The sequence below is a fragment of the Paenibacillus sp. FSL M7-0420 genome (assembly GCF_038002345.1).
Lineage (GTDB): Bacteria > Bacillota > Bacilli > Paenibacillales > Paenibacillaceae > Paenibacillus_AQ.
This window is the reverse complement of the sequence record NZ_JBBOCJ010000001.1, coordinates 4900829-4926328: the sequence shown is the minus strand read 5'-3', so window position 1 is coordinate 4926328 and position 25500 is coordinate 4900829. Positions and strand designations below refer to the sequence as shown.

At 54.5% G+C, this 25500-nt stretch carries 21 protein-coding genes and 1 riboswitch; of the genes, 11 read left to right on the top strand and 10 right to left on the bottom strand.

Features of this window, described 5'->3' with window-relative positions; translation table 11 throughout:
* Window positions 1-31: 31 nt before the first annotated feature.
* Entirely contained in the window at window positions 32-1522 is a 1491-nt protein-coding gene (locus tag MKX51_RS21160; protein ID WP_340993731.1) for a beta-N-acetylhexosaminidase, read from the top strand.
* A 70-nt stretch (window positions 1523-1592) separates the two neighbouring features.
* On the opposite strand, the gene MKX51_RS21155 is transcribed toward MKX51_RS21160, so the two are convergent.
* Window positions 1593-1949, bottom strand: coding sequence for a hypothetical protein (locus MKX51_RS21155; protein WP_340993730.1), 357 nt, complete (start codon window positions 1947-1949; stop codon window positions 1593-1595).
* 82 nt (window positions 1950-2031) lie between these two features.
* On the opposite strand from MKX51_RS21155, the gene MKX51_RS21150 reads away from it, so the two are divergent.
* Window positions 2032-2913 carry a PhzF family phenazine biosynthesis protein gene (locus MKX51_RS21150; RefSeq protein ID WP_340993729.1) on the top strand — a complete coding sequence of 294 codons (882 nt, stop codon included), beginning with the start codon at window positions 2032-2034 and terminating at the stop codon, window positions 2911-2913.
* Window positions 2914-2935: 22 nt separating this feature from the next.
* Here MKX51_RS21150 and MKX51_RS21145 read toward each other — a convergent pair whose 3' ends face one another.
* Window positions 2936-3523, bottom strand: coding sequence for an NAD(P)H oxidoreductase (locus tag MKX51_RS21145; RefSeq protein ID WP_340993728.1), 588 nt, complete (start codon window positions 3521-3523; stop codon window positions 2936-2938).
* 170 nt (window positions 3524-3693) lie between these two features.
* On the opposite strand from MKX51_RS21145, the gene MKX51_RS21140 reads away from it, so the two are divergent.
* The 3 genes from MKX51_RS21140 to MKX51_RS21130 are packed head-to-tail and all read left to right on the top strand — an operon-like array spanning window position 3694 to window position 6042.
* Window positions 3694-4065, top strand: a complete 372-nt coding sequence (locus MKX51_RS21140; RefSeq protein ID WP_340939230.1) for a winged helix-turn-helix transcriptional regulator — start codon at window positions 3694-3696, stop codon at window positions 4063-4065.
* 36 nt (window positions 4066-4101) lie between these two features.
* Entirely contained in the window at window positions 4102-5544 is a 1443-nt protein-coding gene (gene cls, locus MKX51_RS21135) for a cardiolipin synthase (protein ID WP_340993727.1), read from the top strand.
* Between the two features lie 12 nt (window positions 5545-5556).
* Entirely contained in the window at window positions 5557-6042 is a 486-nt protein-coding gene (locus MKX51_RS21130) for a DUF1877 family protein (protein WP_340993726.1), read from the top strand.
* A gap of 28 nt (window positions 6043-6070) precedes the next feature.
* Here the strand turns inward: MKX51_RS21130 and MKX51_RS21125 are convergent, their stop codons facing one another.
* From MKX51_RS21125 to MKX51_RS21115, 3 genes are all read right to left on the bottom strand, one after another.
* The gene (locus MKX51_RS21125) at window positions 6071-6505 is read right to left on the bottom strand and encodes a GNAT family N-acetyltransferase (protein WP_340993725.1); all 435 of its coding nucleotides are present in this window, start codon (window positions 6503-6505) and stop codon (window positions 6071-6073) included.
* A gap of 198 nt (window positions 6506-6703) precedes the next feature.
* On the bottom strand, window positions 6704-9172 hold the full coding sequence (locus MKX51_RS21120) for an MMPL family transporter (protein ID WP_340993724.1): 2469 nt from the start codon (window positions 9170-9172) through the stop codon (window positions 6704-6706).
* 29 nt (window positions 9173-9201) lie between these two features.
* Window positions 9202-9828 carry a TetR/AcrR family transcriptional regulator gene (locus tag MKX51_RS21115; protein ID WP_340993723.1) on the bottom strand — a complete coding sequence of 209 codons (627 nt, stop codon included), beginning with the start codon at window positions 9826-9828 and terminating at the stop codon, window positions 9202-9204.
* Between the two features lie 578 nt (window positions 9829-10406).
* A riboswitch (cyclic di-AMP (ydaO/yuaA leader) is annotated at window positions 10407-10589 on the top strand.
* A 115-nt stretch (window positions 10590-10704) separates the two neighbouring features.
* Between MKX51_RS21115 and MKX51_RS21110 the strand changes: the two genes are divergently transcribed.
* The 3 genes from MKX51_RS21110 to MKX51_RS21100 all read left to right on the top strand — a co-directional run bounded on the left by MKX51_RS21110 (window position 10705) and on the right by MKX51_RS21100 (window position 13343).
* The gene (locus tag MKX51_RS21110; protein WP_340993722.1) at window positions 10705-11226 is read left to right on the top strand and encodes a hypothetical protein; all 522 of its coding nucleotides are present in this window, start codon (window positions 10705-10707) and stop codon (window positions 11224-11226) included.
* 206 nt (window positions 11227-11432) lie between these two features.
* Window positions 11433-11894, top strand: a complete 462-nt coding sequence (locus MKX51_RS21105) for a hypothetical protein (protein WP_340993721.1) — start codon at window positions 11433-11435, stop codon at window positions 11892-11894.
* An 18-nt stretch (window positions 11895-11912) separates the two neighbouring features.
* Complete coding sequence (locus tag MKX51_RS21100) at window positions 11913-13343, top strand: flotillin family protein (RefSeq protein ID WP_340993720.1); 1431 nt, start codon at window positions 11913-11915, stop codon at window positions 13341-13343.
* 189 nt (window positions 13344-13532) lie between these two features.
* On the opposite strand, the gene MKX51_RS21095 is transcribed toward MKX51_RS21100, so the two are convergent.
* The 5 genes from MKX51_RS21095 to MKX51_RS21075 form a co-directional block, all read right to left on the bottom strand.
* Window positions 13533-15827, bottom strand: coding sequence for an alpha-galactosidase (locus tag MKX51_RS21095; RefSeq protein WP_340993719.1), 2295 nt, complete (start codon window positions 15825-15827; stop codon window positions 13533-13535).
* A gap of 66 nt (window positions 15828-15893) precedes the next feature.
* Window positions 15894-16889 carry a LacI family DNA-binding transcriptional regulator gene (locus MKX51_RS21090; RefSeq protein WP_340993718.1) on the bottom strand — a complete coding sequence of 332 codons (996 nt, stop codon included), beginning with the start codon at window positions 16887-16889 and terminating at the stop codon, window positions 15894-15896.
* Window positions 16890-17566: 677 nt separating this feature from the next.
* A complete protein-coding gene (locus MKX51_RS21085; protein WP_340993717.1) occupies window positions 17567-18094 on the bottom strand; it encodes a phosphotransferase-like protein in 528 nt (175 codons plus the stop codon).
* Between the two features lie 45 nt (window positions 18095-18139).
* The gene (locus MKX51_RS21080) at window positions 18140-19762 is read right to left on the bottom strand and encodes a response regulator transcription factor (protein WP_340993716.1); all 1623 of its coding nucleotides are present in this window, start codon (window positions 19760-19762) and stop codon (window positions 18140-18142) included.
* Window positions 19763-19862: 100 nt separating this feature from the next.
* Window positions 19863-21641 carry a sensor histidine kinase gene (locus MKX51_RS21075; RefSeq protein WP_340993715.1) on the bottom strand — a complete coding sequence of 593 codons (1779 nt, stop codon included), beginning with the start codon at window positions 21639-21641 and terminating at the stop codon, window positions 19863-19865.
* 281 nt (window positions 21642-21922) lie between these two features.
* Here MKX51_RS21075 and MKX51_RS21070 point away from each other — a divergent pair, with 281 nt between their 5' ends.
* The 3 genes from MKX51_RS21070 to MKX51_RS21060 all read left to right on the top strand — a co-directional run bounded on the left by MKX51_RS21070 (window position 21923) and on the right by MKX51_RS21060 (window position 25206).
* Window positions 21923-23266: an ABC transporter substrate-binding protein gene (locus MKX51_RS21070; RefSeq protein WP_076085891.1), complete on the top strand. Its 1344-nt coding sequence runs from the start codon at window positions 21923-21925 to the stop codon at window positions 23264-23266.
* A 146-nt stretch (window positions 23267-23412) separates the two neighbouring features.
* Window positions 23413-24351, top strand: a complete 939-nt coding sequence (locus MKX51_RS21065; RefSeq protein ID WP_340939259.1) for a carbohydrate ABC transporter permease — start codon at window positions 23413-23415, stop codon at window positions 24349-24351.
* A 15-nt stretch (window positions 24352-24366) separates the two neighbouring features.
* Window positions 24367-25206: a carbohydrate ABC transporter permease gene (locus MKX51_RS21060; RefSeq protein ID WP_051493958.1), complete on the top strand. Its 840-nt coding sequence runs from the start codon at window positions 24367-24369 to the stop codon at window positions 25204-25206.
* The last annotated feature ends 294 nt before the right edge of the window (window positions 25207-25500 follow it).

Sequence of the window (25500 nt, the reverse complement as noted above, 5' to 3'; positions counted from 1 at the left end):
AGGAAGAGGTGAGAAAAGTATGGGGATGGATATGGATGAACCATTAGATCGGCAAACCTCCAATAACGGCCCGCTTACCGGTGTACAGCAGCAGATTGCGGCGGTAGCCGGGGGACAATGGCGCTTGTCTGCCGGGTTCAAAGCGCGAATTGTGGACAATGCGAGATCGGATAATAACAGTGTTCTGAACGAAACAGTCTTTATGGTTCTGGGCCAATTCTCGGGCATTCTGACCCCCGCTGACTACATCATGACTCTTGTACACGGGGGCGCGGAGCCGCCCGCTTCAGGCGATATCGTCATTGAGCTGACGGATCATGAAGCAGCGGGAGACCTGGACAGCCAGGAAGCTTACGTCATTGACATCGGGACTTATGCGAAGATCACCGCGTCAAGTGAACGGGCCGTGATGTATGGTCTGTGGACATTGCTGCAGCGGCTGGCAGATGACGGCTCCGTGCCTTGCGGCACCATCACCGATTACCCTGTCATTCGAGAGCGGGCGCTGCATATCGACATTGGCCGCAAATTCTACAGCCAAGACTGGCTCCTGGAGCGGATTAGAGAGATGTCCCGGCTGCGGCTGAATACGCTGCAGCTGCATTTTTCCGAGAACGAAGGCTTCCGGCTGATGAGCGAGAGCCATCCTGAGGTAGTGTCGGAGCAAGCTTTAACCAAGCAGGAGATGAAGGCGATTATTCTTGAGGCACAGCGTTATCATGTGGATATCATACCTTCATTGGATTCACCGGGGCATCTGGGACAGGCGCTCCGCACTCATCCCGAGTGGCTGCTTAAGGATGCAGCGGGAACTCCGGCTCCGGGGGCGCTGGATATTACGAATCCGGCAGCCCGCCGGTTCGTGCTGGATTTGATTGACGAATACGCGGAGTTATTTGCGGGCAGCCGTTATTTTCATATTGGCGGGGATGAATTCATCAACTTCGCGGAGTTCGATAAGTACCCGCAGCTTGCGGAGTATGCCCGGAATGTGCTGAACATCAGCGGAGGCACGGGCGTGGATACTTATATTGATTACCTTAACGAGGTTGCTGAACATCTGGAGTCGAAGGGCTGGACCGTCCGTGCCTGGAATGATGGCCTCTATCGTGCGGATCAGATTCAGCGGGTCGCGCCCAAGCCGTCCATCCAGATCACGTATTGGACGAAGTGGCACCCGATGATGGCCCCGGTGGAAGACATTCTCACCAAGGGGCATCAGGTAATCAACTACAATGATGGCTACTTGTATTATGTGCTGGGTGAACATGCAGGCTACACGTATCCGACTGGCGAGAAAATCCGCGCCTCCTGGCATCCCGGCCTGTTCCCGAACCGTACCGGGGAAGCTAAGCAGGAATACACCGGAGCCTATCCGCGTGAACTCATCGGCAGCACCTTCTCCATCTGGAGCGATAAGCCGGAAGCGCAGAGCGAAGCGGAAGTAGCGTCAGGCCTGCGCGGACCGCTGCGGGCGATGGCGGAGCTGGCTTGGCTGGGGAAGAAGGATACGGCTGAGTAGATGGCTGAATAGACAGCAGAGTAGACAAATTGTATATTTTTTATGATTGCAGCAACGGATACCTTCCTTTTTAGAGGGAGGTCCGTTGCTGTTTTTTGTCTGAACGCGGAAAACCGACCATATTGGGCGTGAGGGAGGCATGTGGTCCGAATGTAATCGAAAAACCGACTACATTGGGCGTGAGGGAGGCATGTGGTCCAAATGTAATCGAAAAACCGACCACATTAGGCGTGGCGGAGGCGCGTGGTGCAAATGTAATCGAAAAACCGACCATATTGGGCGTGGCGGAGGCGCGTGGTCCAATTGTAATCGAAAAACCGACCACATTGGGCGTGGCGGAGGCGCGTGGTCCGAATGTAATCGAAAAACCGACCACATTGGGCGTGGCGGAGGCATGTAGTCCAAATGTAATCGAAAAACCGAACATATCATAATGCCTAAATATCTTAAATTCACAGTATATACATTTATGCTATCATATTACTCAAAAAAAGACAGGCGGTGCAGGTGTGCAGAACATCAAAGTCTATCATTACGATGCGTTCAGCAGCATTCCAAACAAAGGGAACCCGGCAGGGGTTGTCCTGGACGGCGGAGCACTCTCGGAGGAGCAAATGCAGGACATTGCAGCGAAGGTTGGTTTTAATGAGACGGCGTTTCCGTTAAAATCCACCCAGGCGGATCTCAGAATCCGCTATTTTACACCCGGGCATGAGATTAATCTCTGCGGCCATGCGACCCTAGCGACGTTATTTGCTCTGAAGACCAAGAGCCTCCTTGGAGACGCTAACGAGCTGACGATCGAGACCAAAGCAGGAGTCTTGCCCATCCGTTTCACAGAAGATCACGACAGCCTCTATATGACGATGAGACAGGCCAGCCCGCAGTTTCAACCCTTTAACGGATCGCTTGAAGACCTGGCCCGCTCGATCGGCCTCGAACCCGGTGATATTGATCAGACCCTGCCAACCATGTACGGCAGTACAGGCACATGGACCTTAATCGTCCCCGTCAAAAGCCTGTCCGCCTTCACCCGGATGCAGCCTGACAACCAGCGGTTCCCTGAGGTGCTGAAGGAGATGCCCCGCTCATCCATTCACCCGTTCTGCCAGCAGACGTATGATCCTGATGCCCGTATGCACGCCCGCCATTTCTCCTCCCCGTTCTCTGGGACCACCGAGGACCCGGTGACTGGCACCGCCTCCGGGGTGATGGGAGCCTACTATTCCAGGTACATCAGCAGACAGACCGCTGCGCTAGAGCTTGTAATCGAACAGGGCCAAGAGATCGGCAGGGACGGCAGAGTCAGAGTGTCCGTGTCTGATAACGGCAACACTATAGAAGTGACTGGAAACGCAGTTTATGTGGGTGAATTTGATGTGATGCTGTGATCTCCCTTATTCCTGCGATTTGTCAGTTTTCCCCTTTGCCATAATGTAGTCCCGCCTGATAGGCCTGTTCCAGCAACGCCTCACGGTGTCCGGGTGCGGAACTCGCAGTATCGTAGAGGAATTCTACTCTGGAGTCTGTGATTCCGCAATAATCGGCAATCCCTACGTTCAGCAGACGCGTGGTGGCCTCATCATAGCTGCGCTTCTTCATCTGCTCCTCTGTTACGCCTGCCAGAGCCAGCCACAGCGCACGATAATCATGCAGATTACTTGTGCCGTAGGCAACCCTGTTGTTCAGCACCCGGTCGATATACCCCTTCAGCATGGCTGGCAGATGCCACCACCACAGCGGAAAAACAAAGGCCAGGCCGTCATGCTGCCGCAACCGCTCCATTTCCCGCTCTAATTCAGGAGAATAGGGGTATTCCTGTTCACCTGCAGTCATATGGAGTTCCTCCCGCCCTTGTAGAACAGGGTCAAATCCTATCCCATGCAAATCCAATATCTCATAATCATGGCCGGCCTGGCTCAATCCCTCAGCGAAACGGCGGGCCACCTGGAAGGTCAGGGAATCTTGTCTCGGATGCGATACGACGATTAATACGCTCATGATTGTATCTTCACTACCTTTCTTACTAGCAGGTTTGTAGCCTTGTTCCTTGGCTGATGCTATTATAAACAGGAATCAAATAATCTGGAAGTACGCACTTTGCTGTTCTATAGGAAGGTGTATGTTCCATAGGAACGTTGAGGTTCCCTACATAAATGGAGGCAGAAGCAATGACTGAACAGAGTGACGATAGCGTTCCTAAGAAGTATAGAGTCGGAGTAGAGGCGGCGCTGGAAGTGATGGGCGGTAAGTGGAAGCCGCTGATTATCTACCATCTGATGACCGGACCCAAGCGTACCTCCGAGCTGCTGCGGCTCATCCCCGGCATCACCCAGAAAGTGCTGACCGCCCAGTTAAGAGGCCTGGAGAACGATGAAATAATCTCGCGGACCATCTACCAGGAGATTCCGCCCAGAGTGGAGTATGAGCTGACGGCCTACGGCTGGGGGCTGAAGCCCGCGCTGGACCTGTTATGCTACTGGGGAGAGGAGCATCTGGACAGGATTCATGGCGACAGGTCCAAGGTGCTGGAAGACTTTTAGGCAGCAGAGAGAGACAGAGAGGAAAGGGGAAAGAGCATGGAGTTTGCAAGTCTAACCACAGTCGTCACCCTCATTAACATCATTTTGGCCCTGGGCTTTCTGTTCATTGAGCGCAGGGAGGCGGGGTACACCTGGGCCTGGCTGATGGTATTGTTTTTCATCCCGATTCTGGGATTTGTCTTGTATATCTTCTTCGGACGCAATCTCAAAAAAAGGAATTTCTACAAGCTCTTCATCGAAGAGCAGGAATATGTCCAGGCTGAAGCGGACAAGCAGCTGGCAGCCTTCGCAGAAGGGGCGGATGACAGGTCGCAGCTGCTGCAGAACTATGCCCAGCTCATCAACATGAATATCCGCTCGTCGCACGGCTTGTTATCTAACGATAATGAGATTGTTATTTACAGTGACGGCCATCAGAAGTTCGCCGCATTGTTCGAGGATATCCGCTCTGCCCGCGCAGAGATCAATATTCAGTACTACATCATTCAGCCGGACCAGCTGGGCATGAAGCTGCGTGAAGAGCTGATCTTGAAGGCGCGGGAAGGCGTGAAGGTGCGGCTGTTATATGATGAAGTCGGCTCCAAGCGGATTTCGCGGCATTTTTTCAGGGAATTGCGTGCAGCAGGTGGGGAGGTTGAAGTGTTCTTCCCGTCCCTGATCAAGCCGCTGAACTTCAGGATCAACAACCGGAATCACCGCAAGCTATGCATTATTGACGGAAGCATCGCCTATATCGGCGGGTTCAATGTGGGGGATGAATATCTGGGGCAGGATCCGAGGTTCGGCTACTGGCGGGACACTCATCTTCGGATCACCGGAAATGCCGTCAGCCATATCCAGGGCAGATTCATCCTCGACTGGCATCAGGCCGGGAAGCATGAGCGCGGAGATTACGGGGAATTCGTCTTCAACATGGAGCAGCATACAGGGACAAGCCCGGTCCAGATCATTACGAGCGGCCCCAATTCGTCAACCGAGCATCTGAAGAACATGTATATTAAGCTGATTTTGTCAGCCAAGGAAAGTGTGTATATCCAGACCCCGTACTTCATACCGGACACCAGCTTCATGGATGCCTGCAAAATCGCCCTGCTCTCCGGAGTCGATCTGCAGATCATGATCCCTAACAAGCCTGACCATCCGTTCGTGTATTGGGCCACCTGGGCGTATGCCGGAGATCTGCTGAATTACGGGGCCAAAATCCTGCTCTACGAGAACGGCTTCCTGCACGCCAAAACGATTGTCGCAGACGGGGAGGTTGCCTCTGTTGGAACGATGAACATCGATTCCCGCAGCTTCCGGCTGAACTTCGAGGTCAATGCCATTGTGTATGACCGGGCGATTGCCGAACAGCTCCAGGATATTTTCCTGAATGATGTCAGACTGTGCTCGGAGCTTACGGTTGAACGGTATGCGCAGCGCTCGCTTGTGATCAAGCTGAAAGAGGGGATTTCCCGGCTGCTGTCGCCTATTCTGTAAGGAGAGTGGAGCGTGGGCAGCCGTACCTTATATAAGGAGGAATGGCAAATGGGGATGCTGGGCCAATATGTCATGGTGGATGAGGATACGCTGGAGCGCATGATGAAGATGGACGGTTCAGAGCTGATGGATACGCTGGAGAAGCTCATTGAAGGCGGAAGTGAATACTTCGACATCGACAAGCTGTGGGAGGAGCTGCATCTCGCATTAACCGGAGTCTCCGCCAGTGAACCTATAGAAGGCGACCCGTTAAGTGAAGCTGTTGTCGGCGTCCATGTGTTTGAGCTGGAAGAGGAGGACGGGTTCTTCGCCTGCACGGAGCATGATGAGCTGGAAGATATTATTGCGGCAATGCAGCAGGTAGACTTGGAGAAGCTGGAGCCGGGCGGTGTGACAGAGCAGCTTAGCGAGGCAGTGAAGAGTGAATTTTCAGGCCTGCTGGACTTTTACGGGAAGGCGCTGGCGGCCGGGAAGCATGTGATTTTCAGTGTGGTTTGAACGGGATAGTGCGAAGCGCCGGGCCCCCTTAGGAGGGGGAACCGGGCTTCAGGTTTTTCTGGAGATAATATTTGCTCTGCCCTTCATGCGGACAATCCTTGATTTCACCGAAGATCTCATACCCCTGCTTCTGATAAAAATGCGGCGCCTGCCAGCTCATTGTGGTTAATTCGCTAACCTTACAACCGCGAAGTGAGGACCTATGTTCCATCTCTTCCAGCAGGGCCTTGCCGAGTCCATTGCCTCTGTACGTGGGGTCAACGGCCAGTAAGTGCACGTTCAGGATATTCCAGACGATATCTCCGGTAATGCCGCCAACGAAGACGCCGTTCTCGTAGGCCGCCAGGGAGATTACCTCACGCTGATAAGGTGGAATGCTGCTGTCTATGCCGCGGCTGTGTTCCTCCAGAAGTCTGGAGATTTCCTGCTGGTTCTGAGCAAGGTCCAGTTCTACGATGTTCACGGGTACTCCTCCTTAGGATTTGAATTCAATTATAGCCATTATATCAAAATAGAGCCTGCGGACGATGCCGCAGGCTCTATTTGTACCGGGAGTACGGCGGGAGCACCGTCCGTTATTCCGGGGAGATATACATGTCTGGGGGTCCCGCAAAGTACCTGGTAATCATCGAAGCCAAGTCTCTGCTTTATGGGGGAAGATTTAGTGCTTCTGTCCGCTCTCGGCATTCAGCTTGGCGATCAGCTTATCGCCTTCGACATCGAGATTCGGCAGCAGGCGGTCCAACCATTTCGGCAGCCACCAGGCTTTGTCGCCGAAGACGGCCATGACGGCCGGAACCAGCGTCATCCGGACAATGAAGGCATCGATCAAGATGCCGAAGGCCAGTGCGAAGCCGATCTGCTTAATCATCGCATCCGGGGCGAAGATGAAGCCGGCGAAGACGGACACCATGATCACGCCTGCAGCGAGTACAACGCGGCTGGCCAGATCGTAGCCGTGAACGACACTGTCCTTGCCATGGCGGCCGTGGACATAAGCTTCACGCATGGAGCTGACCAGGAAGACCTGGTAATCCATGGCAAGTCCGTACAGAATACCAGTAACCAGGATTGGCATGAAGCTGAGCAGCGGTCCGCCGGTATCGAAGCCGAACAGCGAATGCAGCCAGCCCCACTGATAGACGGCGGTGGTCACGCCGAAGGTGGCAAGAATACTTAGCACGAAGCCGACGGTCGCTTTGATTGGCACGATAATGGACCGGAACACCAGGAGCAGAATGATCAGCGACAGGATCACGATGATCCCGATGTATACAGGGAAGGCATCGGACAGCTTCGAGGACATATCAATATTGATGGCGGTGAAGCCGGTCACGCCAAGATTAATATTGTTGCCGGTGGTCAGGCTGGACGCCGGATCGCGCAGCTCCTGTACAAGGTCTCTGGTTGCGGTATCTGTGGGCCCTGTCTTCGGAATCAGGCTTATGATGGCGAGATCGCCGGTGGGACTGACACCGAGCGGAGAGACCAGGGTCACATTATCGTGCATTTGCAGCTCCTGAACCAGCTTGCCCAGAATTGGCATGGAGATCTTCTCAGACGGATTCTTCGTCTCAGCGACCAGCAGCAGCGGGCCGTTGAAGCCTTCGCCGAACCCTTTGGAGATGACATCATAGCTCTGGCGGGCCGGAGTATCCAGGTTCGCCGAGGCGCCGGATGGAATACCCAGCTCCATCTTGGTCACTGGAATGGCAGCTGTGCCAAGCACCAGCACCACCAGCACAATGATGGCCCAACGGTATTTCACCGTGGCATTTGCCCAGCGGTGCGAGAAGCTGTGCTGCGCTTTGGCGGCGGCAGTGGTGTTCTTCGTCCGGGCTTTGGCGGTTACGATCCGTTCACCGACCAGTCCGAGCAGCGCAGGCAGCAGGGACAAGGCCAGCAGGACGTTAATCAGAACACTGGCCGCAGCCACAAGTGCCATTGTCGATAAGAAGCCGATGCCAATGACGAGCATGCCGCACAAGGCGATAATAACGGTCAGACCGGCGAAGAATACGGCACTGCCTGCGGTGCCCAGTGCCCGGCTGGCTGCTTCGGCTGCGCTTAATTTCTCATCCAGGATCAGACGGCGCTGCCGGTTCACAATGAACAGCGAGTAGTCGATCCCTACCGCGAGACCGATCATCACGGCAAGAACCGGTGTAATATCGTTCATCTGGATCAGGCTGCCGAGGGCAAAGGCACCTCCGACGCTGATGCCGACTCCGAGAAGCGCGGTCAACAGCGGCAAGCCTGCAGCGACAACCGAGCCCAGCGTCAGGAACAAGACGACGGCAGCAACGGCTACGCCGATAGCTTCCGTGGAGCCGATGGCTGGCATGCTTTTGAGCGAGTCGCTTGGAATCGCGGTAATGCCTGAACCGGACTGTTCCACCTCGGTTACGGTATCGATGATCTTATCCGGCACCTCCGATGGCAGAGAGGTCTGCTGAACCGTGAACTGGAACTGGAATAGGGCAATACTGCCGTCAGCCGACAGCATCACGCCGGGAACCGGAGCGCCTTCGGCAATCAGCGGACCGAACGGCATCGCCTGCGCAGCAGCAGCTTGACCAGCGGCGGCGGAAGGATCAGCAGCGGTTTGACCAGCGGCAGAAGGATCGGCAGCGGCTTGACCAGCGGCGGCGGAAGGATCAGCGGCGGATTGGCCGGCAGCAGCGGAAGGATCGGCGGCAGCTTGACCAGCGGCGGCGGAAGGATCGGCAGCGGCTTGGCCCGTAGCGGCGGAAGGATCAGCAGCGGCTTGACTAGCGGCGGCCGCTGCTTGTGCTGCGAGCTCTACAGGGTTTATGACATATTCCATGTTGTATACATCATTAATGGCCTTCAGCAATAGTGCGGACCGCTCAGGCGTATCCAGACGTTCGCCGTCCGGTGCAGTGAAGGCGATACTAGCCTGGCCTCCGGCTGCAGCGGGCAGCTCTTTTGTCAGCTTATCCAGCACTTTTTGCGACTCTGTGCCTTCAATTTTCATCTCAGAGCTGGATTGAATGCCATTGACTCCAATCAGGGTGCCTACAACTCCGAGTACAATGATCCAGACTGCAATGAAGGCCCAAGGCTTGGCATAAGCCGATTTCCCTAAGCGGTATAGAAAGGTAGACATGTAGTGGTTTCTCCTCTTTATCTGTGAATTTAGAAGCCGTTACGTAAATAAGCAAACATAGAATTCAGGTATTGTTCAAACGGCATGGCATCGGAGCCTTCACTCAGCTGTTCGCCCGGCAGCATGACATTCAGCCGTCCGTCCAAGATAGGCACGAATGCCCCATAGACGGCACCTACCAGCAGGTGGGTATATCCATCGGCATACCGTCCACGGGTGAACTGCTCCAGTGTCTCCTGGGCTGTGATCTGCAAATGCCGGAAGACATTGAGAATGTAAGGCTCCAGAGACGGATATTGATTCGCCAGGGAGACGAACTGCCGCAGCTTATGCAGGAACTCCGAGGTGAATTGCAGCTTCAGCAGGTTGTACAGGACATCAAGCGGTGTAGCATCCGGCGGTTGACCGGCCAGCGTGTTATTCGCTTCTTCTTTCTCTTTGGCAGCAATATTGCCAATGAAATAGGCGGCCACTGCTTCTTCCTTGCAGGAGAAGTAATTGGCAAAAGTCCGCCGGGAATACCCGGCCTTCTGAACAACATCGTCAACAATGAAGCCATCCATGCCATGCTCAAGCGCAAGCTCGAAGGCCGCTACGGCTAGGGCGTAGAAGGTGGCTTCCTTTTTTTTGTCCCGCAAATTCAGTTTGGAATTCAAATTTCAATGGTCCTCCTTTCTTCAAAAGTTAAAGGCGCTATAGAATCTATAGGTTCTATTATTGCTCAAAGGGAAAGATTGCACAATGAGCATCAAGTGACGGAAATGTGAATATTTCAAATTTTGAGTAGTGGGATGGGGAAGAAAGGTGGGGGGGTAAGGTTTATGAGAAGTAGGATAGAGGAAAGTGATGAGGATGTGAGTGGGAGTAGAAGAGTAGGTGAGTAGGTGAGTAAGTGAGTAGGTGAGTAAGTGAGAAGTTAGTGAGTATAGGAGTAGAAGAGAGAGTAAGTAGAAGAGAGAGTAAGTAGAAGAGAGAGTAAGTAGAAGAAAGAGTGAGTAGATGAGCAGATGAGCAGGGGAGTGGGCGTAGGAAGAGAAGTAAGTGAGAGGAAGAGTAACGTTGGTGTAAACAGACGATAGCAGGAGCAAATCGCCGGGCGGTTAAGAGCCGAACTGAAGAATGCGCCTTCATTCCCGAAGGGACAGCATTTTTGACTTCTTTTGTCATCCGTGAGGTTTTACATTAAATGGCTACAGGCGTAAGATTCAATCAACAACCGAATGAAATGACACTGTTCTTGAAATGGCTGAATTCCGTAACGGGAACGGGGGAACCAACTGGTGCAGGCGGCTTAAGGATGGGCTGCTGAGTACCCGGGGTGAATCCTTGCCAGCGTGATACTATGGCTCTGGTGAGGTAGGGCAATCTCGCTGCCCGAATCCGTCAGCTAACCCCGTAAGCCTCGAAGAGAGAGGATGAGCGCCATGATCGATTAACCGACCACGGAGAGCCCTGCTGCTGCTGTGGTCTTTTTGCTGTGCAGGTGAGGGATAAATCCCTCTGATTGCGGAGGAAGTGTGCTGGAGGTGGAAATGAGAAGGATAAATCCCTCAGATGCAGCCGAAAGTGGGCTGGAAGAGGAAATGAGAGGGATAAATCCCTCAGATGCAGCCGAAAGTGGGCTGGAAGAGGAAATGAGAGGGATAAATCCCACTGATTGTGCTGGAAGTGGGCTGGATGCGGAAATGAGAGGGATAAATCCCACTGATTGCGCTGGAAGTGGGCTGGATGCGGAAATGAGAGGGATAAATCCCACTGATTGCGCTGGAAGTGGGCTGGAGGTGGAAATGAAGAGCACAAGTGCACCAGAATCCCAGGAATGTTGGCTAAACGAGCAAATGAAGAGCACAAGTACCTCTGAATTCCAGAAAAGTTGGCTAAACGAGCAAATGAAGAGCACAAGTGCACCTGAATCCCAGGAATGTTGGCTAAACGAGCAAATGAAGAGCACTAGTGCTCCTGAATTCCAGGAAAGTTGGCTAAATGAGCAAATGAAGAGCACAAGTGCCCTTGAATCCAATTGCGCCTCTGCCATACACAACCAGGCAGCCTAAAGTGGAAATTAGGGGCAATAGCGACAAGTGGAAGTGAAAAAAAGACGTATAACAACAATAATTAGTCGGTTTATTCATCCTCATACTAGTCAGTTACCGTATCACCAATCCATTGAAAGGAGGGGGTTACCATCGCTACTGTATTTATCGTCTGCTTTTGGGTTGGACTTCTGCTTATTCTCAGTGGCAGTATTCATGGGCACGGCTTGGAAGGCCACCTGCATGTCGGGGGAGGCGATGCCGGGGGGCCTGGTTTTCTGCCGATTCTTCCGCTGATGGTGTTTGTCACCGTCTGGGGCGGCACGGGGTATCTGCTTGTCCAGTTCAGCGGGATGCAGCTGTTCGCCGTGGTACTGGTCTGTACCTTGATCGCCCTGCTGCCGGGCATCCTGCTCTACACGGTGCTGGCCCGGGTGATGACCCGGTATGACAGCAGTATGAGTGAACTTGATTATGACCCGGCAGGCCAGCTCGGCTATATCAGCATCGCCGCAGCGAATGGGGCCGTGGGAGAGATGAAGTATGTGCTGCACGGGACCATGCGCTCCATCGGCGTGCGTGCCGAATCCGGCCAGTCGCTGTTGCGGGGCGATCGGGTGATTATTGTGAAGACGGATAAGGGGATCGCAGCGGTCACTTTGTTCGAGAGGGAAATGGAACAAAACTAACGGGGAGTGTCGGAGCAAATGTTAATTTTATATGTAACCGGAGCTATTGTTGTTGTAATTCTGCTGGCGTTAACCAGTATTGTGACCGCGTATAAAAAGGTTCCGCCCAATCAGGCCATGATCGTATACGGTCTCGGCGGCAAAAGAGTGGTCCAGGGCGGCGGGACATTCGTTATCCCCGGCTTCCAGAACAATAAAACCATCTCCATGATGCTGATGAGCTTCGATGTGATCCCGGCGCAGGCCATGTTTTCCCGCCAGGGCATCAAGCTGAACCTGGAGGCGGTCGCCCAGATTAAGATTAAAAGCGATCCAACCGCTATTCTCACAGCCAGCGAGCAGTTCATTGACCGGCCGGAAGAAGACCGAGAGACAATTATTCTGCATTCGGTGGAGGGTCATCTGCGCGGCCTGATCGGCCAGCTCACCGTAGAATCTATCCTGAAGACCCCTGACGAGATCAACAGCAAGATGCGGGAGACCTGCTCGGAGGACCTCGACAAGATGGGGCTGGAGGTGGTCAGCTTCACCATCAAGAAGATTACCGACGACAAAGGGTACATCGACAATATGGGGGTGCCCGAGATTGAGCGTATCCGCCGCGATGCCAGTATTGCCAAGGCTGAGGCCGAACGCGACATTCAGATCAAGCAAGCCGAAGCGGAGAAGGAATCCTCCATTGCCAAAGCCAATGCCCATCAGGCGACCATAGAAGCGGGAACCGCCGCCCGTGCGAAGGAATCCCTGTTCGAAAAGGAGTTGAATATTAAGCAGGCTGATTTCAAGCTGGAGACCGAGGTGAAGAAGGCGCAGGCGGATCTGGCGTACGAATTGCAGCAGAATAAGATCAAGCAGTCACTGGTTACGGAACAGGTCAAGATCACACAGATGGAGGCCGAAGCCAACCGCACAGTCCGGGAGATCGAGGTTGAGCTGAGACAGCGGGAGCTGGAGGCAACGGTGATCAAGCCTGCCCAGGCGGAGAATCAGGCTACGGTTATGCGGGCGGAAGCTGCCAAGCAGCGGCAGATTCTGGAGGCGGAAGCCGAAGCCGCTACGACGACTAAGCGCGGGCTGGCAACAGCCGAGGCGGAGCTGGCAAAAGGCAAGGCGAATGCGGAGATCGTCCAGCTGGCCGGAGCGGCGGAAGCGGGAGCGCTGCAGAAGAAGGCCGAAGCATACAAACAGTTCACTCAAGCCGCCCTGACCGTGGAATTCCTGAAAATCCTGCCCGAGCTGGCTGAGAAAATCGCCTCCCCGCTGGCCAAGGTAGACAAGATCACCGTCATCTCCCAGGACGGGGCTTCCTCAGGCGTGAACAAAATCACCGGCGATATCGCCAAAATCATGGCCCAGGTGCCTGAGCTGACCAAGACGCTGACCGGCATGAACGTAACGGAGGCGCTCAGCGGACTGCTTGGCCGGGAACAGGGGCAGGAACAGGAGTAGGCGTTAGTCGTTAATAAACCGCCAGCAAGCCGCCTTCCTGACTGCATCTTTCCACAAAAAAAACAGGCGTCAATCTCCTAAAGGAGGCTGACGCCTGTGGTATGCCTGAAGCTAAACCGTGCATAAGTCTTATAGTGAAAAGGAAGCTGCGGATCAGTGCTGCACCGCCCGCAGAACGAAAGCTACAGATCAGCGCTGCACCGCTCTCAGGCGGTAGGTGCAGCTTGCATAATCTCCGCGCAGGTCGGAGACTACGAGACCCATGCGCATCAGGCGGTCTCCACCGAGCGGTGTCCCGCCGAAGGCGGTCCGGAACGGAGCGGAGCTGTCGCCTTCTGTTGCCGAAGAAGCTTCTGCGCCGCCGTGAAGATGCTCGTTGCTGCCTTTTGCCCCCGTCTCAAGCACGTAATCCAGCTCCGGGTTCAGTCCCTTGAGCGTAAGGCGCGAGATTGGCGGATTAGGTCTCGCGAGTACGCGGAAGTAAGCGACGAAGGCTTCGGTCTTGTCCTCGCTGACGAACATCCAGGCGGTCTCACCGCTGCCCTCGAACGGACTCAGCAGACGGTACATGTCCCCTTGCTGCACCAGCGTGCGGATCTCCTTGTACTGGGCAATCTGCCGGGCGGCCAGGTCCTTCTCCGCTTCAGTGAACTTTGTGAGGTCCAGCTCATAGCCGAAGTTACCGCTCATCGCTACATCGCCGCGCATAGCGAGGGAGGTAATGCGGTCTACCTGATGGTTCGGAACGTCAGATACATGTGCGCCCATGCTGCTGGCCGGGTAGACGATGCTTGTGCCGTACTGAATCGCCAGGCGTTCCACCGCATCGGTGTTGTCGCTGGTCCAGGTCTGCGGCATATAGAACAGCATGCCCGGATCGAACCGGCCGCCGCCGCCGGAGCAGCTCTCGAACAGAATATCCGGGAAGCGCGAGGTCAGGCGTTCCAGCAGATTATACAGGCCGAGCATATAGCGGTGGGCGGTTTCTTTTTGCCGCTCTGGGGCAGCCTTCGCCGATGCAATCTCGGTCATATTGCGGTTCATGTCCCACTTGATATAGCGGATCGGGGCACTGGAAAAGACCGCGCTTAACGTCTCATACAGATAGTCGCATACCTCCGGGCGGGAGAGGTCCAGGATCAGCTGGTTGCGGCCTTCCGTGCGGCGGCGTCCTTCGGCATGCAGGCACCAGTCTGGGTGCTTGCGGTACAGCTCACTGTCCGGCGAGACCATCTCCGGCTCCACCCATAGACCGAACTGTACGCCCTCCTTGTTGACCCGGCCTGCCAGATCAGCGAGACCTTCAGGCAGTTTGCGGCGGTCCTCGAACCAGTCGCCTAGTGAGCTGTTATCCTTGTCGCGTCTGCCGAACCAGCCGTCGTCCAGGACGAATAGCTCAATGCCGAGCGGGCCTGCTGCTTTGGCGATGGTTGCGATTTTGTCCGCATTGAAGTCGAAGTAAGTCGCCTCCCAGTTGTTGACCAGAATCGGCCGGGCCTGATCACGGTGAACACCGCGGCAGAGTCGGGTCCGGTACAGACGGTGATAGGTGCGCGACATGCCGCCGATGCCTTCGCTGGAATAGACGAGCACGGCCTCGGGGGTCTGGAAGGATTGGCCCGGCTCCAGCAGCCAGGAGAAGTCGAACGGATTAATCCCGATGCTTACACGGGTCTGCCCGAACTGCTCCACCTCGGCAGTAGCGCTGAAGCTGCCGCTGTAGACAAGGCTGAAGCCATAGACGTCACCCTGATCTTCATCTGCACCCGGGCGCAGAAGCGCGAGGAAGGGATTGACCTGGTGGCTGCTTGAACCGCGGCGGCTCTCCAGGGACAGCGCGGCTCCGGGGTTAAGCGGGCGGCGCTGAACATGGCGCTCTCTGGCCCATGCGCCGCTCAGATGCAGGGTGTCATACGCAGAATCGGCAAAATCCACCGATGCGCTAAGCGCTTGCTCCAGCCGGAGCGGGGCTTCACCGTTATGCTCGAAGCGGACAGAGCGCGTGATCGCCTGATGGTCAGCGAACACCGTATATAGCAGTCTGACCGTCAGACCGGCGTAGTCATCCTTCAGGGTAAGTTCAAGCGTGAGCGCTTCTGCCTCACTCTCTGCATAGACCGCAGGCAGTCCATCCAGTGCCGGTTTGCCCGGTGTGATTACATAGCCTGCATATTGCAGCTCTGAGATCCGCGTGCCATCGGCAAGCTGAACCTGATAAGCGGGCCGCCGGAAATCACTCGTACCATACTGCGGATACTCCTGGGGCAGGGCGTCCAGCGAGAGGGAGGGCTTCTGCGGCAGCGGGGTGGGCGAGAAAGAGGCGCGTTCGCGCAGCTCAAGTATCCCCGCCAGACTTTTATCATGACGGAGCCGTGCGCCCCAGTAGACATGGGCAGGGTAACCCTCTACCAGTTGGATGATATAGCTGGTGTCTTTGGACTGAAGATGGAACAAGCCTAGTGATTCGTCTGCAAAAATGTTCATGATCATAACACTCCTTGGGTATTGGAATAGAGCAATCATTACTTGCTGTGTGCTACCTTACTACGGCTAATCTCTGGTCCCGCCGCTGGTCTCGCGGACAATCAGCTTCGTGCCGATCATCGAATGCGAAGGGGCTTCGCGTCCTTCGAACCGCTCGGCGAGCAGCTGAACCGCAGCTTTGCCCATCTGCTCGGGATAGGCGCGGACCGTTGTCAGCGGAGGCTGAACATAGGCCGCCATCTCGATATCATCGAAGCCGACGACAGCCATCCCGGCAGGCACCTGTATCCCGTGATCGTGCAGGGCGCGCAGAGCGCCGACCGCCAGCGGATCACTGGCGGCGAAGCAGGCCGTAGGCCGCCTTACGCCTGCCAGCAGCTCGCTCATCATCCGGTAGCCGTCAGCGCTGGTCCAGCTTCCCGTGCGAATCAGCGCCGGATCATAGCAGCCCTGGCTCTGCATAATCCGGGTGTAATGATGCCTGCGGCGCTCCTCCCCGCTGCCGCCTCCCATGAAGGCGATCTCGCGGTGGCCGAGCTCCAGCAGATGGCCCAGCGCCTGATCGACAGCCTGCCGGAAATGTGTCCGCACGGAGTCATATTCCGTGCGCTCCGAGTAATGGTCGACAAGCACCGTGGTGCCCCGGTCCGGGTGCAGCTTCGCAAGCTCTCCCGGCTGGAAGCTTCCGCCGACTACGATAAGCCCGTCACCCGCAGGCCGGAGCGGGACTGGCGTGCTGTGTCCGCGCAGCGTCTGGCCCAGCCGGATGCCCAGCTCTTCACAGCGCAGCTCCACGCCGCGCCGGATGGAGCCGTAATAAGGGTCGTCCCGTTCCTCTTCGGGGGAACACCAGAGCAGAAGCGAGACGGTCTTGCTGCCCAGCTCATTCTCCCGCTTCAGCTGCCGCACCCGTGAGGGCTTGTAGCCCAGCTGCCCGGCCACAGCGAATACGCGGCTGCGTGTCTCCTCACTGACAGCCAGGGACAGGTCGTTATTTAGCACTCTGGATACGGTTGCGGCTGATACGCCGGCCTCCCGGGCGATGTCTTTAATCGTTGCCAAGCTGATCACGCCTTTTTAGTTAATAAATTTACTAAACATTCGCCTTAATCCTATCATCCGCCGGAGGTTCTTTCAAGAGGATTTTTTGAGCGCTTACATTTTGAAGGCGGTTGAAGGGAAGCATGGTTCCATTGGTTTTGTGCACACCAGGAATCCGCTACATCGTTTCAAATCCGCCACATTGTTCAAGCCTGTTGCTGCATAGTTCAAGCCTACCGCCGCATCACCAAGCCTACCATCGCATCAACATCGCGCTTCCCCGAAGACTGTGCGGACTGACAGGCCGTTATTTGTATGCATACCGCGATCCTACCGGGCTAAGCGGACTCAGTGGCCGCTAATGAACCACATTCCCCTCGTTTCCAGTGTTACAAGACAACATAAGCGCCCCTGAGTCCGCGAAACTCGCAAAAGTCCGTTTTTTCACACAATAGCGTCCTCTGAGTCCGCCAAATGCAAAACAACCCAAAGAGGAGCTTTAACCAAGGTTAATCGCCACCGATTGGGTGGAATCCTTACGCGCATAGCAGGCTTTGCTTGGTTGCCCAGCTCTTGCTCCTTCGGGAAAGGTTGCCGCAGCCCATCATCCAGTTTGTACGCAGCAAAAAAAGGCTACCTATATCGGCAGCCTCAGCCTCGTCCATTTTTTTAAAGCAAATAACGTCATCTCATCCCTATCATTCTCCGGTACGCTTACCGAACAAATGTCCCACAATCAGATCCGCACACGCTTCAGAGGTGTTCTCATGCGTGTTCACCTTGAAGCTATACTTGATGTCACGGGCCATCAGCCTGTGCTGCTCTTCGGACTGGTCTTCGCTCCGGTGCTCCCGGGCCAGATTGCGCTGGCGGCAAATGTCCAGGGGGCAGAATACTTCCACAATGGATAGCGGGTATCCGGCGAAGATATCCTTCACCTTCTCATAATGAGGCGTGAGGCCCGGACGTTCCACGATAATGCCGTCAATCAGCACATGCTTGCCATGATCCGAGAATAACTTGGCGGTATGGTACATCATGATAATTGCTTCGCTAAGATACTTCCAGTAATCTTCACGCAGGAAACGTTCCCCGATCGTTTCTTCGAACAGATCATTGGCTACCACATAAAAAAACTCCGGCGATCTCGACTGTATCGCATCGACTATTGAGGTTTTGCCGGAGCTGGTCACTCCGTTTAGAAATACGATTTGTCCTTTGTTCATTTGACTTTTCTTTCCTCTCATGCTTCGTTTAATTTCTTCCTTCGTCTACTCCGCTCCCGCATTCCCTTCAATCTGCTGCATATAATCCCGGGGAGAGAGCCCGGTGACCTTCTTGAACACCTTGCTGAAATAGAAGGCGCTCTCATAGCCGAGCTTCTGGGAGATTTCGTAGATCCGGCCTTCGCCGCGGACCATCATTTCCTTGGCGGCGGTGATTTTAGTCTCTGTGATATACTCAACATAGTTCACCCCGGCGACCTTGGAGAACAGGTGGCTCAGATAGTTGGGGCTGAAGTTGAACACATCCGCCACCTGATGGAGCGAGAGCTTGGTGCCGAGATTTCTTTTGATATACTCCTGTACATTCTTCACCACCTGCTCCTTATAGCTCTGTCTGCGGGTGGCGAGCATCCGGACACAGCCGTCCCGGAACTGGACGAGCCAGCCGGTAATCTCTTCAATGGTATGCATCTGGTAGATCGCCCGGTAGCCCTCCGGCTCCTGCTCGAAGATCTGCTCCACCATGTTCTCCCCGTCGGCGAGCAGGGAGGTCGCCATGTACAGAATGTTGCAGGCGGCATCGGTGGCGGGAACGAGCAGGTCATCCCGTCCGTCGAAGGTCTCGATCATCCGGGAGATAATGCTGTGCAAGGCGCGGGTATCCATCTCTTCAAAAGCTCTGCGGATCTCAAGCCGCGACTCCGAGAAATCAAACAGCAGCTGCTCCTGCAGCGGGGCTTCGCCCTCCGTGAAGAAGACGAAGGAGCGCTCCTTCACAGCGGCGGGCAGCGCCTTCCGGGCAGCGAGATAGCTCCCCTGCAGCAGATAAGGATCTTCCGCTGCGAAGCCAATCGCCCCGATAATGGTCACATTGAAGTAATTATGCAGCACGGAAGCCATATCTGCCAGCAAAATCTGGATGTCTGGCATCCAGAGCTGCGGGTCGGGACCCGGTACAGGCAGGGTCAGCGCGAAGTTGCGCAGATCCAGGCTGGTGACGTAGCAGGCGCTTCTGGAGGCCAACGTATCCTTTGCCATCTGCACGGTGCTTGAGCATAAGGCCACCAGCTTATCCCCGCGCGGCGGGATGGTGTCCGGTCCGAGAATGCGGCAGGTACATACCAGATAAGCCGGCGCGGAGAGGTCCACCTCCAGGTCCTCCTTTTGCAGCAGATACTGGTTCTTGTTCTCGAACAGATTGTTGAACAGCCGGATGAAGAATTTATCCCGCTGGGCCTGGAGATTGCCACGGTGGACCAGCTTCGGATAGCTCTCCATCGTCTGATAGGCTTCGAGTGTGGAAATCGCTCTGCGGATCGATTCCGCCAGCGCCTCCGGGGTCAGCTCCAGCTTCACCAGGTAGTCGGTAGCCTGGACCTCGATCGCTCCGCGCGCATACTGGAATTCCTCATAGCTGGTCAGCATGATGAACAGCGGAAGCCGCCCGTACTTGCGGCGGACCGAGCCGGCGACCTCCAGGCCGCTTTTGATCGGCATTTTGATATCACTAATTACAATGTCCGGGCGGAGGGTGTCAATCATCTCCTCCTCCTGTGCGCCGTTATGGGCGATGCCCACAATCTCAATGTTATATTGCTCCCATTTCAGCATGGACTGAAGTCCGATGCAGACCAGGGCTTCATCATCTGCGATTAATAATTTGATCAAGCTCATCACATCCTTGCTCGGTATGCTATTGTTTTGGGGTCCCCGCAAAATACCTGAATACTCATCGAAGCTAAGGCCTCACTTTGTGGGGGATTCTTAGCTATTCTCTCTGCCGGAAGGGGAGCAGCAGCTTCATTAAGGTATAGCGGCCGGGCTCGCTCTCAATGGACAAGCCGTACTCTCTGCCAAAAGCGAGCTGCAGCCGTTCGTTCACACTGCGCAGCCCGATATTCTCCAGCATGCCCTTGGCCTCGTCCCCGGGAACGGTTAGAATGGTGGCAATCTGCTCCGCCGTCATCCCGACCCCGTTGTCCTCGATCGTGATGAGCAGATCCGTGAATCCGCTCTTCGTGACCCGGACAACAATGTCGCCCCGGCCCTTGGGCTCGATGCCGTGGAAAATCGCATTCTCCACCAGGGGCTGGAGTGTGAAGCGCGGGATAAGCCCGCCAAGCAGCGCTTCCTCTTCAATCTCTGTGACCATGGTAACCGTGCTGCCATAGCGGTATTTCTGAATCAGGAAATAATCATCCAGCAGGCTCAGCTCATCCTTCAGCGGCATCAGCCGCCGGTTGTCCTTGGCAATGCTGCGGAGCAGCCGGGACAGGGAGGTCGTCATCTCCGTAATGCCGGTGGCGTTCTGGATCGTAGCCATCCATTTGATAGAATTCAGGGTATTGTAGAGGAAGTGCGGATTAATCTGATTCTGGAGCATCCGGTATTCCAGCTCCTGCTTCTGCTTCTCGTCCGCGAGCCGGCTGTCCATGAGGGCTACGATATCCTGGGACAGGCGGTTAATGCCCCGGCCGACATCGCCCAGCTCGCTGTTCCATTCAATATTACGGTCGAGCAGGAAGTTGCCCTGGGCGATCTTATCCATGCGCTTCTTCAGCTTCTCGACCGGCAGGCTGATCGTGCGGGTCAAATACAGCGTAATGATCGCGCTTAAGACAAGCACGAGCAGACAGACGCCGAGCAGGACGAGAATCCATATATTGCTCCGGGGCGCGAACTGGTCGCTGGATAAGGTCTGCGAGAGCATGACACCGCTGCGTACCGGATACGATACCACGATATGGCTTTCCCCATCATCCTGCATTTTCACCATGGACAGCTCGGTATCGGGGCCGACAGGCTTGTCACTGGTATAGGCTACCGGCTCGTACGGCTCTTCAATGGCTCTGACCTGATCTCCGTTAAGCTGATAATGATGATCGCCGAGCGTAAGCAGCAGCCGGGAGTGCTCCGGCAGGGCATAGCCCTTCAGCTTGTCCGTAATGACGGAGGTATTCGCGAGCAGGTAGACGGTGCCCACCCGGGTAGCCCCCCGGCCATAGATCGGGAACACGAAGGGAATACCGTAGGAATTGGAGAGCGGGTCCTTAATGACCCGGTTCCATTGCTCTTCGGCATCATTCGCCAGACCGGTCACTTGACCAATATTATGGATCGTAAGCGGAATGGAGGTGCCGAAATTCTCCACCTGCAGGAACTTTCCGCTGTTATCTGTGGCAATCAGGCGGCGTACATAGCTATAGGAGCGGTTGATCCGCACATCGTCCTGCATCGCATTGAAGACATTCAGCGCCTGCTTGGGGCTGGCCTCCGCCGAACCGAAATATTCGGTAAGCAGGGTGTTCGTGGACGAGTTGGTACTGCTGGTCATCGCCAGCGTAGTTAGATTAATCAGATCCTGTTCGATAATATGGGAGACGAGCTGGAGGTTGAATTCCGTCGCCTGGATCGTCGTTTTGCGCTGGTAATACGTAATCAGTTCGTAGCTGAACCAAGACAGCAGCGAGGCAATCAGCAGCGCAAAGGCGGTCATGAGCAGAATAATGCGGCTTTTAATAGTAGATTTACGTACCGTGGTGAACACTCCTTCATCTATAACTGGACCTATTTAAAGCGTTTTCAACTACCATAGCATATTCCTGCGTTTCATTATAGAGCCAGGGGGAGAAGCGGAGAATTTTACAGGTTTCGGATAAGAAATTACAGGTTCGGGGCAGGCCGTGCGGAGAAGAGCACAGAATAGTGAAGGAACTGTGTTTGATTTTGCATCCCCATCGGGTCTGAAAAGGCTTACAATTTGAACTAAGGCCGGATCAACCGGTGCCGGCCGCTGCACCATCATAAGAAGATAAAGGGGATACTTACATGAACTTGAAAAGATTCTACGGCATGACCCTTGCCACCGCGCTCTCCGTGAGCATGCTGGCCGGATGCTCCGGCAATAACAATACGAAAGACGCTGCTGCCACTGCCGCACCTGCTTCGGGCAACGCTGCAACCGCTTCCTCCGAACCAAGCCAGGAGCCGGTAACACTGAAATGGGCGCTGTGGGACTGGGAAGCTACTGCATACTACAAGCCGCTGATCGATGCTTACAAGGCTGCACATCCGAACGTAACCATTGAATATGTCGATCTTGGCTCCACCGACTATATGACCATGCTCAGTACCCAGCTCTCGGGCGGGGCGGATCTGGACGTCCTGACGATTAAGGATATTCCGGGTTACTCGAACCTTGTGAAGCAGAATCACCTGGAGCCGCTGAAGACCTACATGGGTGACAAGTCCATCGATCCTTCGGTATACGGCGGTACGGTTGAGCAGATTGAAGTGAACGGCGAGGTGTATGCGCTTCCGTTCCGCAGTGACTTCTGGCTGATCTACTACAACAAAGCCTTGTTCGACAAAGCAGGCGTAGATTATCCGACTAATGATATGACCTTTGACCAATACGACGAGCTGGCCCGCAAGATGACCTCCGGCAGCGGCTCGGAAAAAGTATACGGTGCCCACTACCACACCTGGCGCAGTGCAGTTCAACTGTTCGGTATTCTGGACGGCAAGAACACCGTGGTCGGCGGCAACTATGACTTCCTGAAGCCTACCTATGAACGGATTCTGAAAGAGCAGGAAGACGGTATTGTTATGGATTACGCGACCCTGAAGACCTCCAGCACGCATTACTCCGGCGTATTCTACAACAACTCCGTAGCGATGATGAACATGGGCAGCTGGTTCATTGCCACCCAGATTGAGAAGGTGAAGAGCGGCGAATCCCAATCTGCGGAATGGGGCATCGTGAAATACCCTCATCCTGACGGCGTTGAAGCCGGAACTACGCTGGGAACGATTACTTCCCTGGCTGTTAACCAGAAGTCGAAGCATAAGGAAGCTGCCCTTGATTTCATGAACTTCGTAACGGGTGCGGAAGGCGCCAAGGTTATTGCTTCCACCGGTACGATTCCTGCGATCAAGAATGATGAAGTGATCAATTCCATCACCTCCATCGACGGCTTCCCGGCGGATGAGAACAGCAAGGCTGCACTGAATACCGTTCAGACTTACCTGGAAATGCCGATTCATGAGAAGAGTGCGGACATTGAGGTTATTCTGAATGAAGCGCATGACAACATCATGACCAAGAACGCTACGATTGACGAGGGCTTGAAGGATATGAATGACCGTGTAGGCCAGCTTTTGAACAATTAATATGAACATGTAATGTTAGTGTCCTGAAGGAAGGGCGGGCGAAGGCCCGCCTTCCAGATACAGATAAAGGACAGCAGAGAAGCTGATTAGGCTTCGGAATAATTCCTACTTTGCGGGGATGTTATATAAGGTTTGGAGGAGAACGAATGCAGAACGAAACCATATTGCGTACAAATAAGAGCCCAAAAAGCCGGTTGTCGCGCGGACTCCGGGATAACCTGGTCGCGTACAGCTTTATTGCGCCAAACTTTATCGGATTTGCCCTGTTCACCCTGGTACCGATGATTTTTGCCTTTATTCTGGCCTTTGTGAAATGGGACGGGGCCAATCCGATGAAGTTCATCGGGCTGGACAACTTCTCGCGGCTGATCTCGGATACCACCTTCCACAAAGCCTTGTGGAACACGATTGTCTACACCGTCGGAGTCGTGCCGCTGACCATGATCGTAGCGCTGGCATTGGCGATTCTGCTCAATCAGAAGATTATGGGCCGTAATTTCATGAGAACGGTCTTCTTTTTCCCCTATGTGGCTTCGCTGGTAGCGGTTGCGGCGGTATGGAACTTCATCTTCAGCCCGACCATGGGTCCGGTGAACAACATCCTGCACTTGATTACCGGCATTCCGCTGGAGGAGCTGCCCCGCTGGGCGGCGGATAAGCAGTGGGCGATGTTTACGGTAGTGCTTTTCACAGTATGGAAAAATATGGGCTATTACATGGTCATCTACCTGGCCGGTCTCCAGGGGATCAACCCGGAGCTGTATGAGGCTGCTGAGCTCGATGGCGCAGGCCCGTGGAGAAGATTCCGCAACGTGACTGTGCCGCAGCTGGCACCAACCACCTTCTTTGTCCTGATGATTCTGGTCATCAACTCGTTCAAGGTCTACGATATCTTCATCAACCTGTTCGCGGGCGCGGATAACCAGCTCAACAATGCTACACGGGTCATGGTCTATCAGATCTACAACACGGCGTTCCGCTCGCTGGATTACGGATATGCCAGTGCCATGGCGATTGTGCTCTTCTTGCTGGTACTCGGCATTACCATCGTCCAGTTCCGCGGCGAGAAGAAATACGGACAATAGGGGGATCTATAAGATATGGTTGGTAAAAGTAAAGGACTAAAAATCAGCTTAATGGTGCTTGTATATGCCCTGTTAATTCTGACCGTGCTGGCAATGCTGGTGCCGTATATCTGGATGCTGTCGTCATCGCTCAAGCTGAACAAAGATGTCTTCTCCTTCCCGATGCAGTGGATTCCGGCGAATCCGCGCTGGGAGAATTTCCAGGATATCTGGACCCGGATTCCACTCGGACGCTTCATCTACAATACAGCGAAATTATCCATTATTGTTACGATCCTGCAGCTGCTGACTTCCAGCTTCGCGGCGTATGCGTTCTCGAAGCTGCATTTCAGAGGTAAAAATGTGATCTTCCTGGGGTACATCGCCACAATCGCGATCCCTTGGCAGGCCTATATGGTGCCGCAGTTCATTCTGATGCGTTACATGGGACTGAACAATACCCACCTGGCAATCATTTTGCTGCAAGCCTTCTCGGCCTTCGGCGTGTTCATGATGCGCCAGTTCTATCAGGGCGTACCGGATGAATTATGTGAAGCAGCCCGGATTGACGGACTCAGCGAATACGGAATTTGGGCAAGAATCATGCTTCCGCTGTCCAAGCCCGCGCTTTCTACGCTGACCATCTTCACCTTCGTCGCCACCTGGAATGACTTCCTCGGGCCAATGATCTATCTGACCGATACGAAGCTCAAGACCATCCAGATCGGTCTGCGCATGTTCATCTCCCAGTATTCTGCGGAGTACGGACTGATCATGGCGGCGAGTGTGGTGTCGATCATTCCGGTAGTGATTGTGTTCCTGGCGCTTCAGAAGTACTTTGTTCAGGGCGTTGCGGCTTCGGGGATTAAAGGGTAGTGGAGTCAGATTTTAACTATATAAGACGCACTTAAGTTTTGAACTTGAAGCTGCATCGTCGCTGCGGTGAACATTTGGACTTCCGGCCGCTGTTGTCACCAGATTTCTTGATTTAAACCGCTGTTCGCGGGTGAAATCCGGTGACTGCTGATGCTTCCGAAGCGAGCTTTCCTGCGGAAAGCTTTCAGGCGGTCGCTACCGCTCCTACAGTTCCAAATTTCCCCTCCGCTTCTTTTGCTTTTTGTTAATTTCTTTAGTGCTTCTTATGCAGTGTAAACCACTTGTAGGTAATAA

Bases quoted from the DNA above. Each gene is read 5' to 3' on its own strand.
- MKX51_RS21160 (WP_340993731.1), top strand. From the start codon at position 32: ATGGATGAACCATTAGATCGGCAAACCTCCAATAACGGCCCGCTTACC.
- MKX51_RS21155 (WP_340993730.1), bottom strand. From the start codon at position 1,949: ATGTTCGGTTTTTCGATTACATTTGGACTACATGCCTCCGCCACGCCC.
- MKX51_RS21145 (WP_340993728.1), bottom strand. From the start codon at position 3,523: ATGAGCGTATTAATCGTCGTATCGCATCCGAGACAAGATTCCCTGACC.
- MKX51_RS21140 (WP_340939230.1), top strand. From the start codon at position 3,694: ATGACTGAACAGAGTGACGATAGCGTTCCTAAGAAGTATAGAGTCGGA.
- cls (WP_340993727.1), top strand. From the start codon at position 4,102: ATGGAGTTTGCAAGTCTAACCACAGTCGTCACCCTCATTAACATCATT.
- MKX51_RS21120 (WP_340993724.1), bottom strand. From the start codon at position 9,172: ATGTCTACCTTTCTATACCGCTTAGGGAAATCGGCTTATGCCAAGCCT.
- MKX51_RS21110 (WP_340993722.1), top strand. From the start codon at position 10,705: ATGAGAAGGATAAATCCCTCAGATGCAGCCGAAAGTGGGCTGGAAGAG.
- MKX51_RS21100 (WP_340993720.1), top strand. From the start codon at position 11,913: ATGTTAATTTTATATGTAACCGGAGCTATTGTTGTTGTAATTCTGCTG.
- MKX51_RS21095 (WP_340993719.1), bottom strand. From the start codon at position 15,827: ATGAACATTTTTGCAGACGAATCACTAGGCTTGTTCCATCTTCAGTCC.
- MKX51_RS21085 (WP_340993717.1), bottom strand. From the start codon at position 18,094: ATGAACAAAGGACAAATCGTATTTCTAAACGGAGTGACCAGCTCCGGC.
- MKX51_RS21070 (WP_076085891.1), top strand. From the start codon at position 21,923: ATGAACTTGAAAAGATTCTACGGCATGACCCTTGCCACCGCGCTCTCC.
- MKX51_RS21065 (WP_340939259.1), top strand. From the start codon at position 23,413: ATGCAGAACGAAACCATATTGCGTACAAATAAGAGCCCAAAAAGCCGG.
- MKX51_RS21060 (WP_051493958.1), top strand. From the start codon at position 24,367: ATGGTTGGTAAAAGTAAAGGACTAAAAATCAGCTTAATGGTGCTTGTA.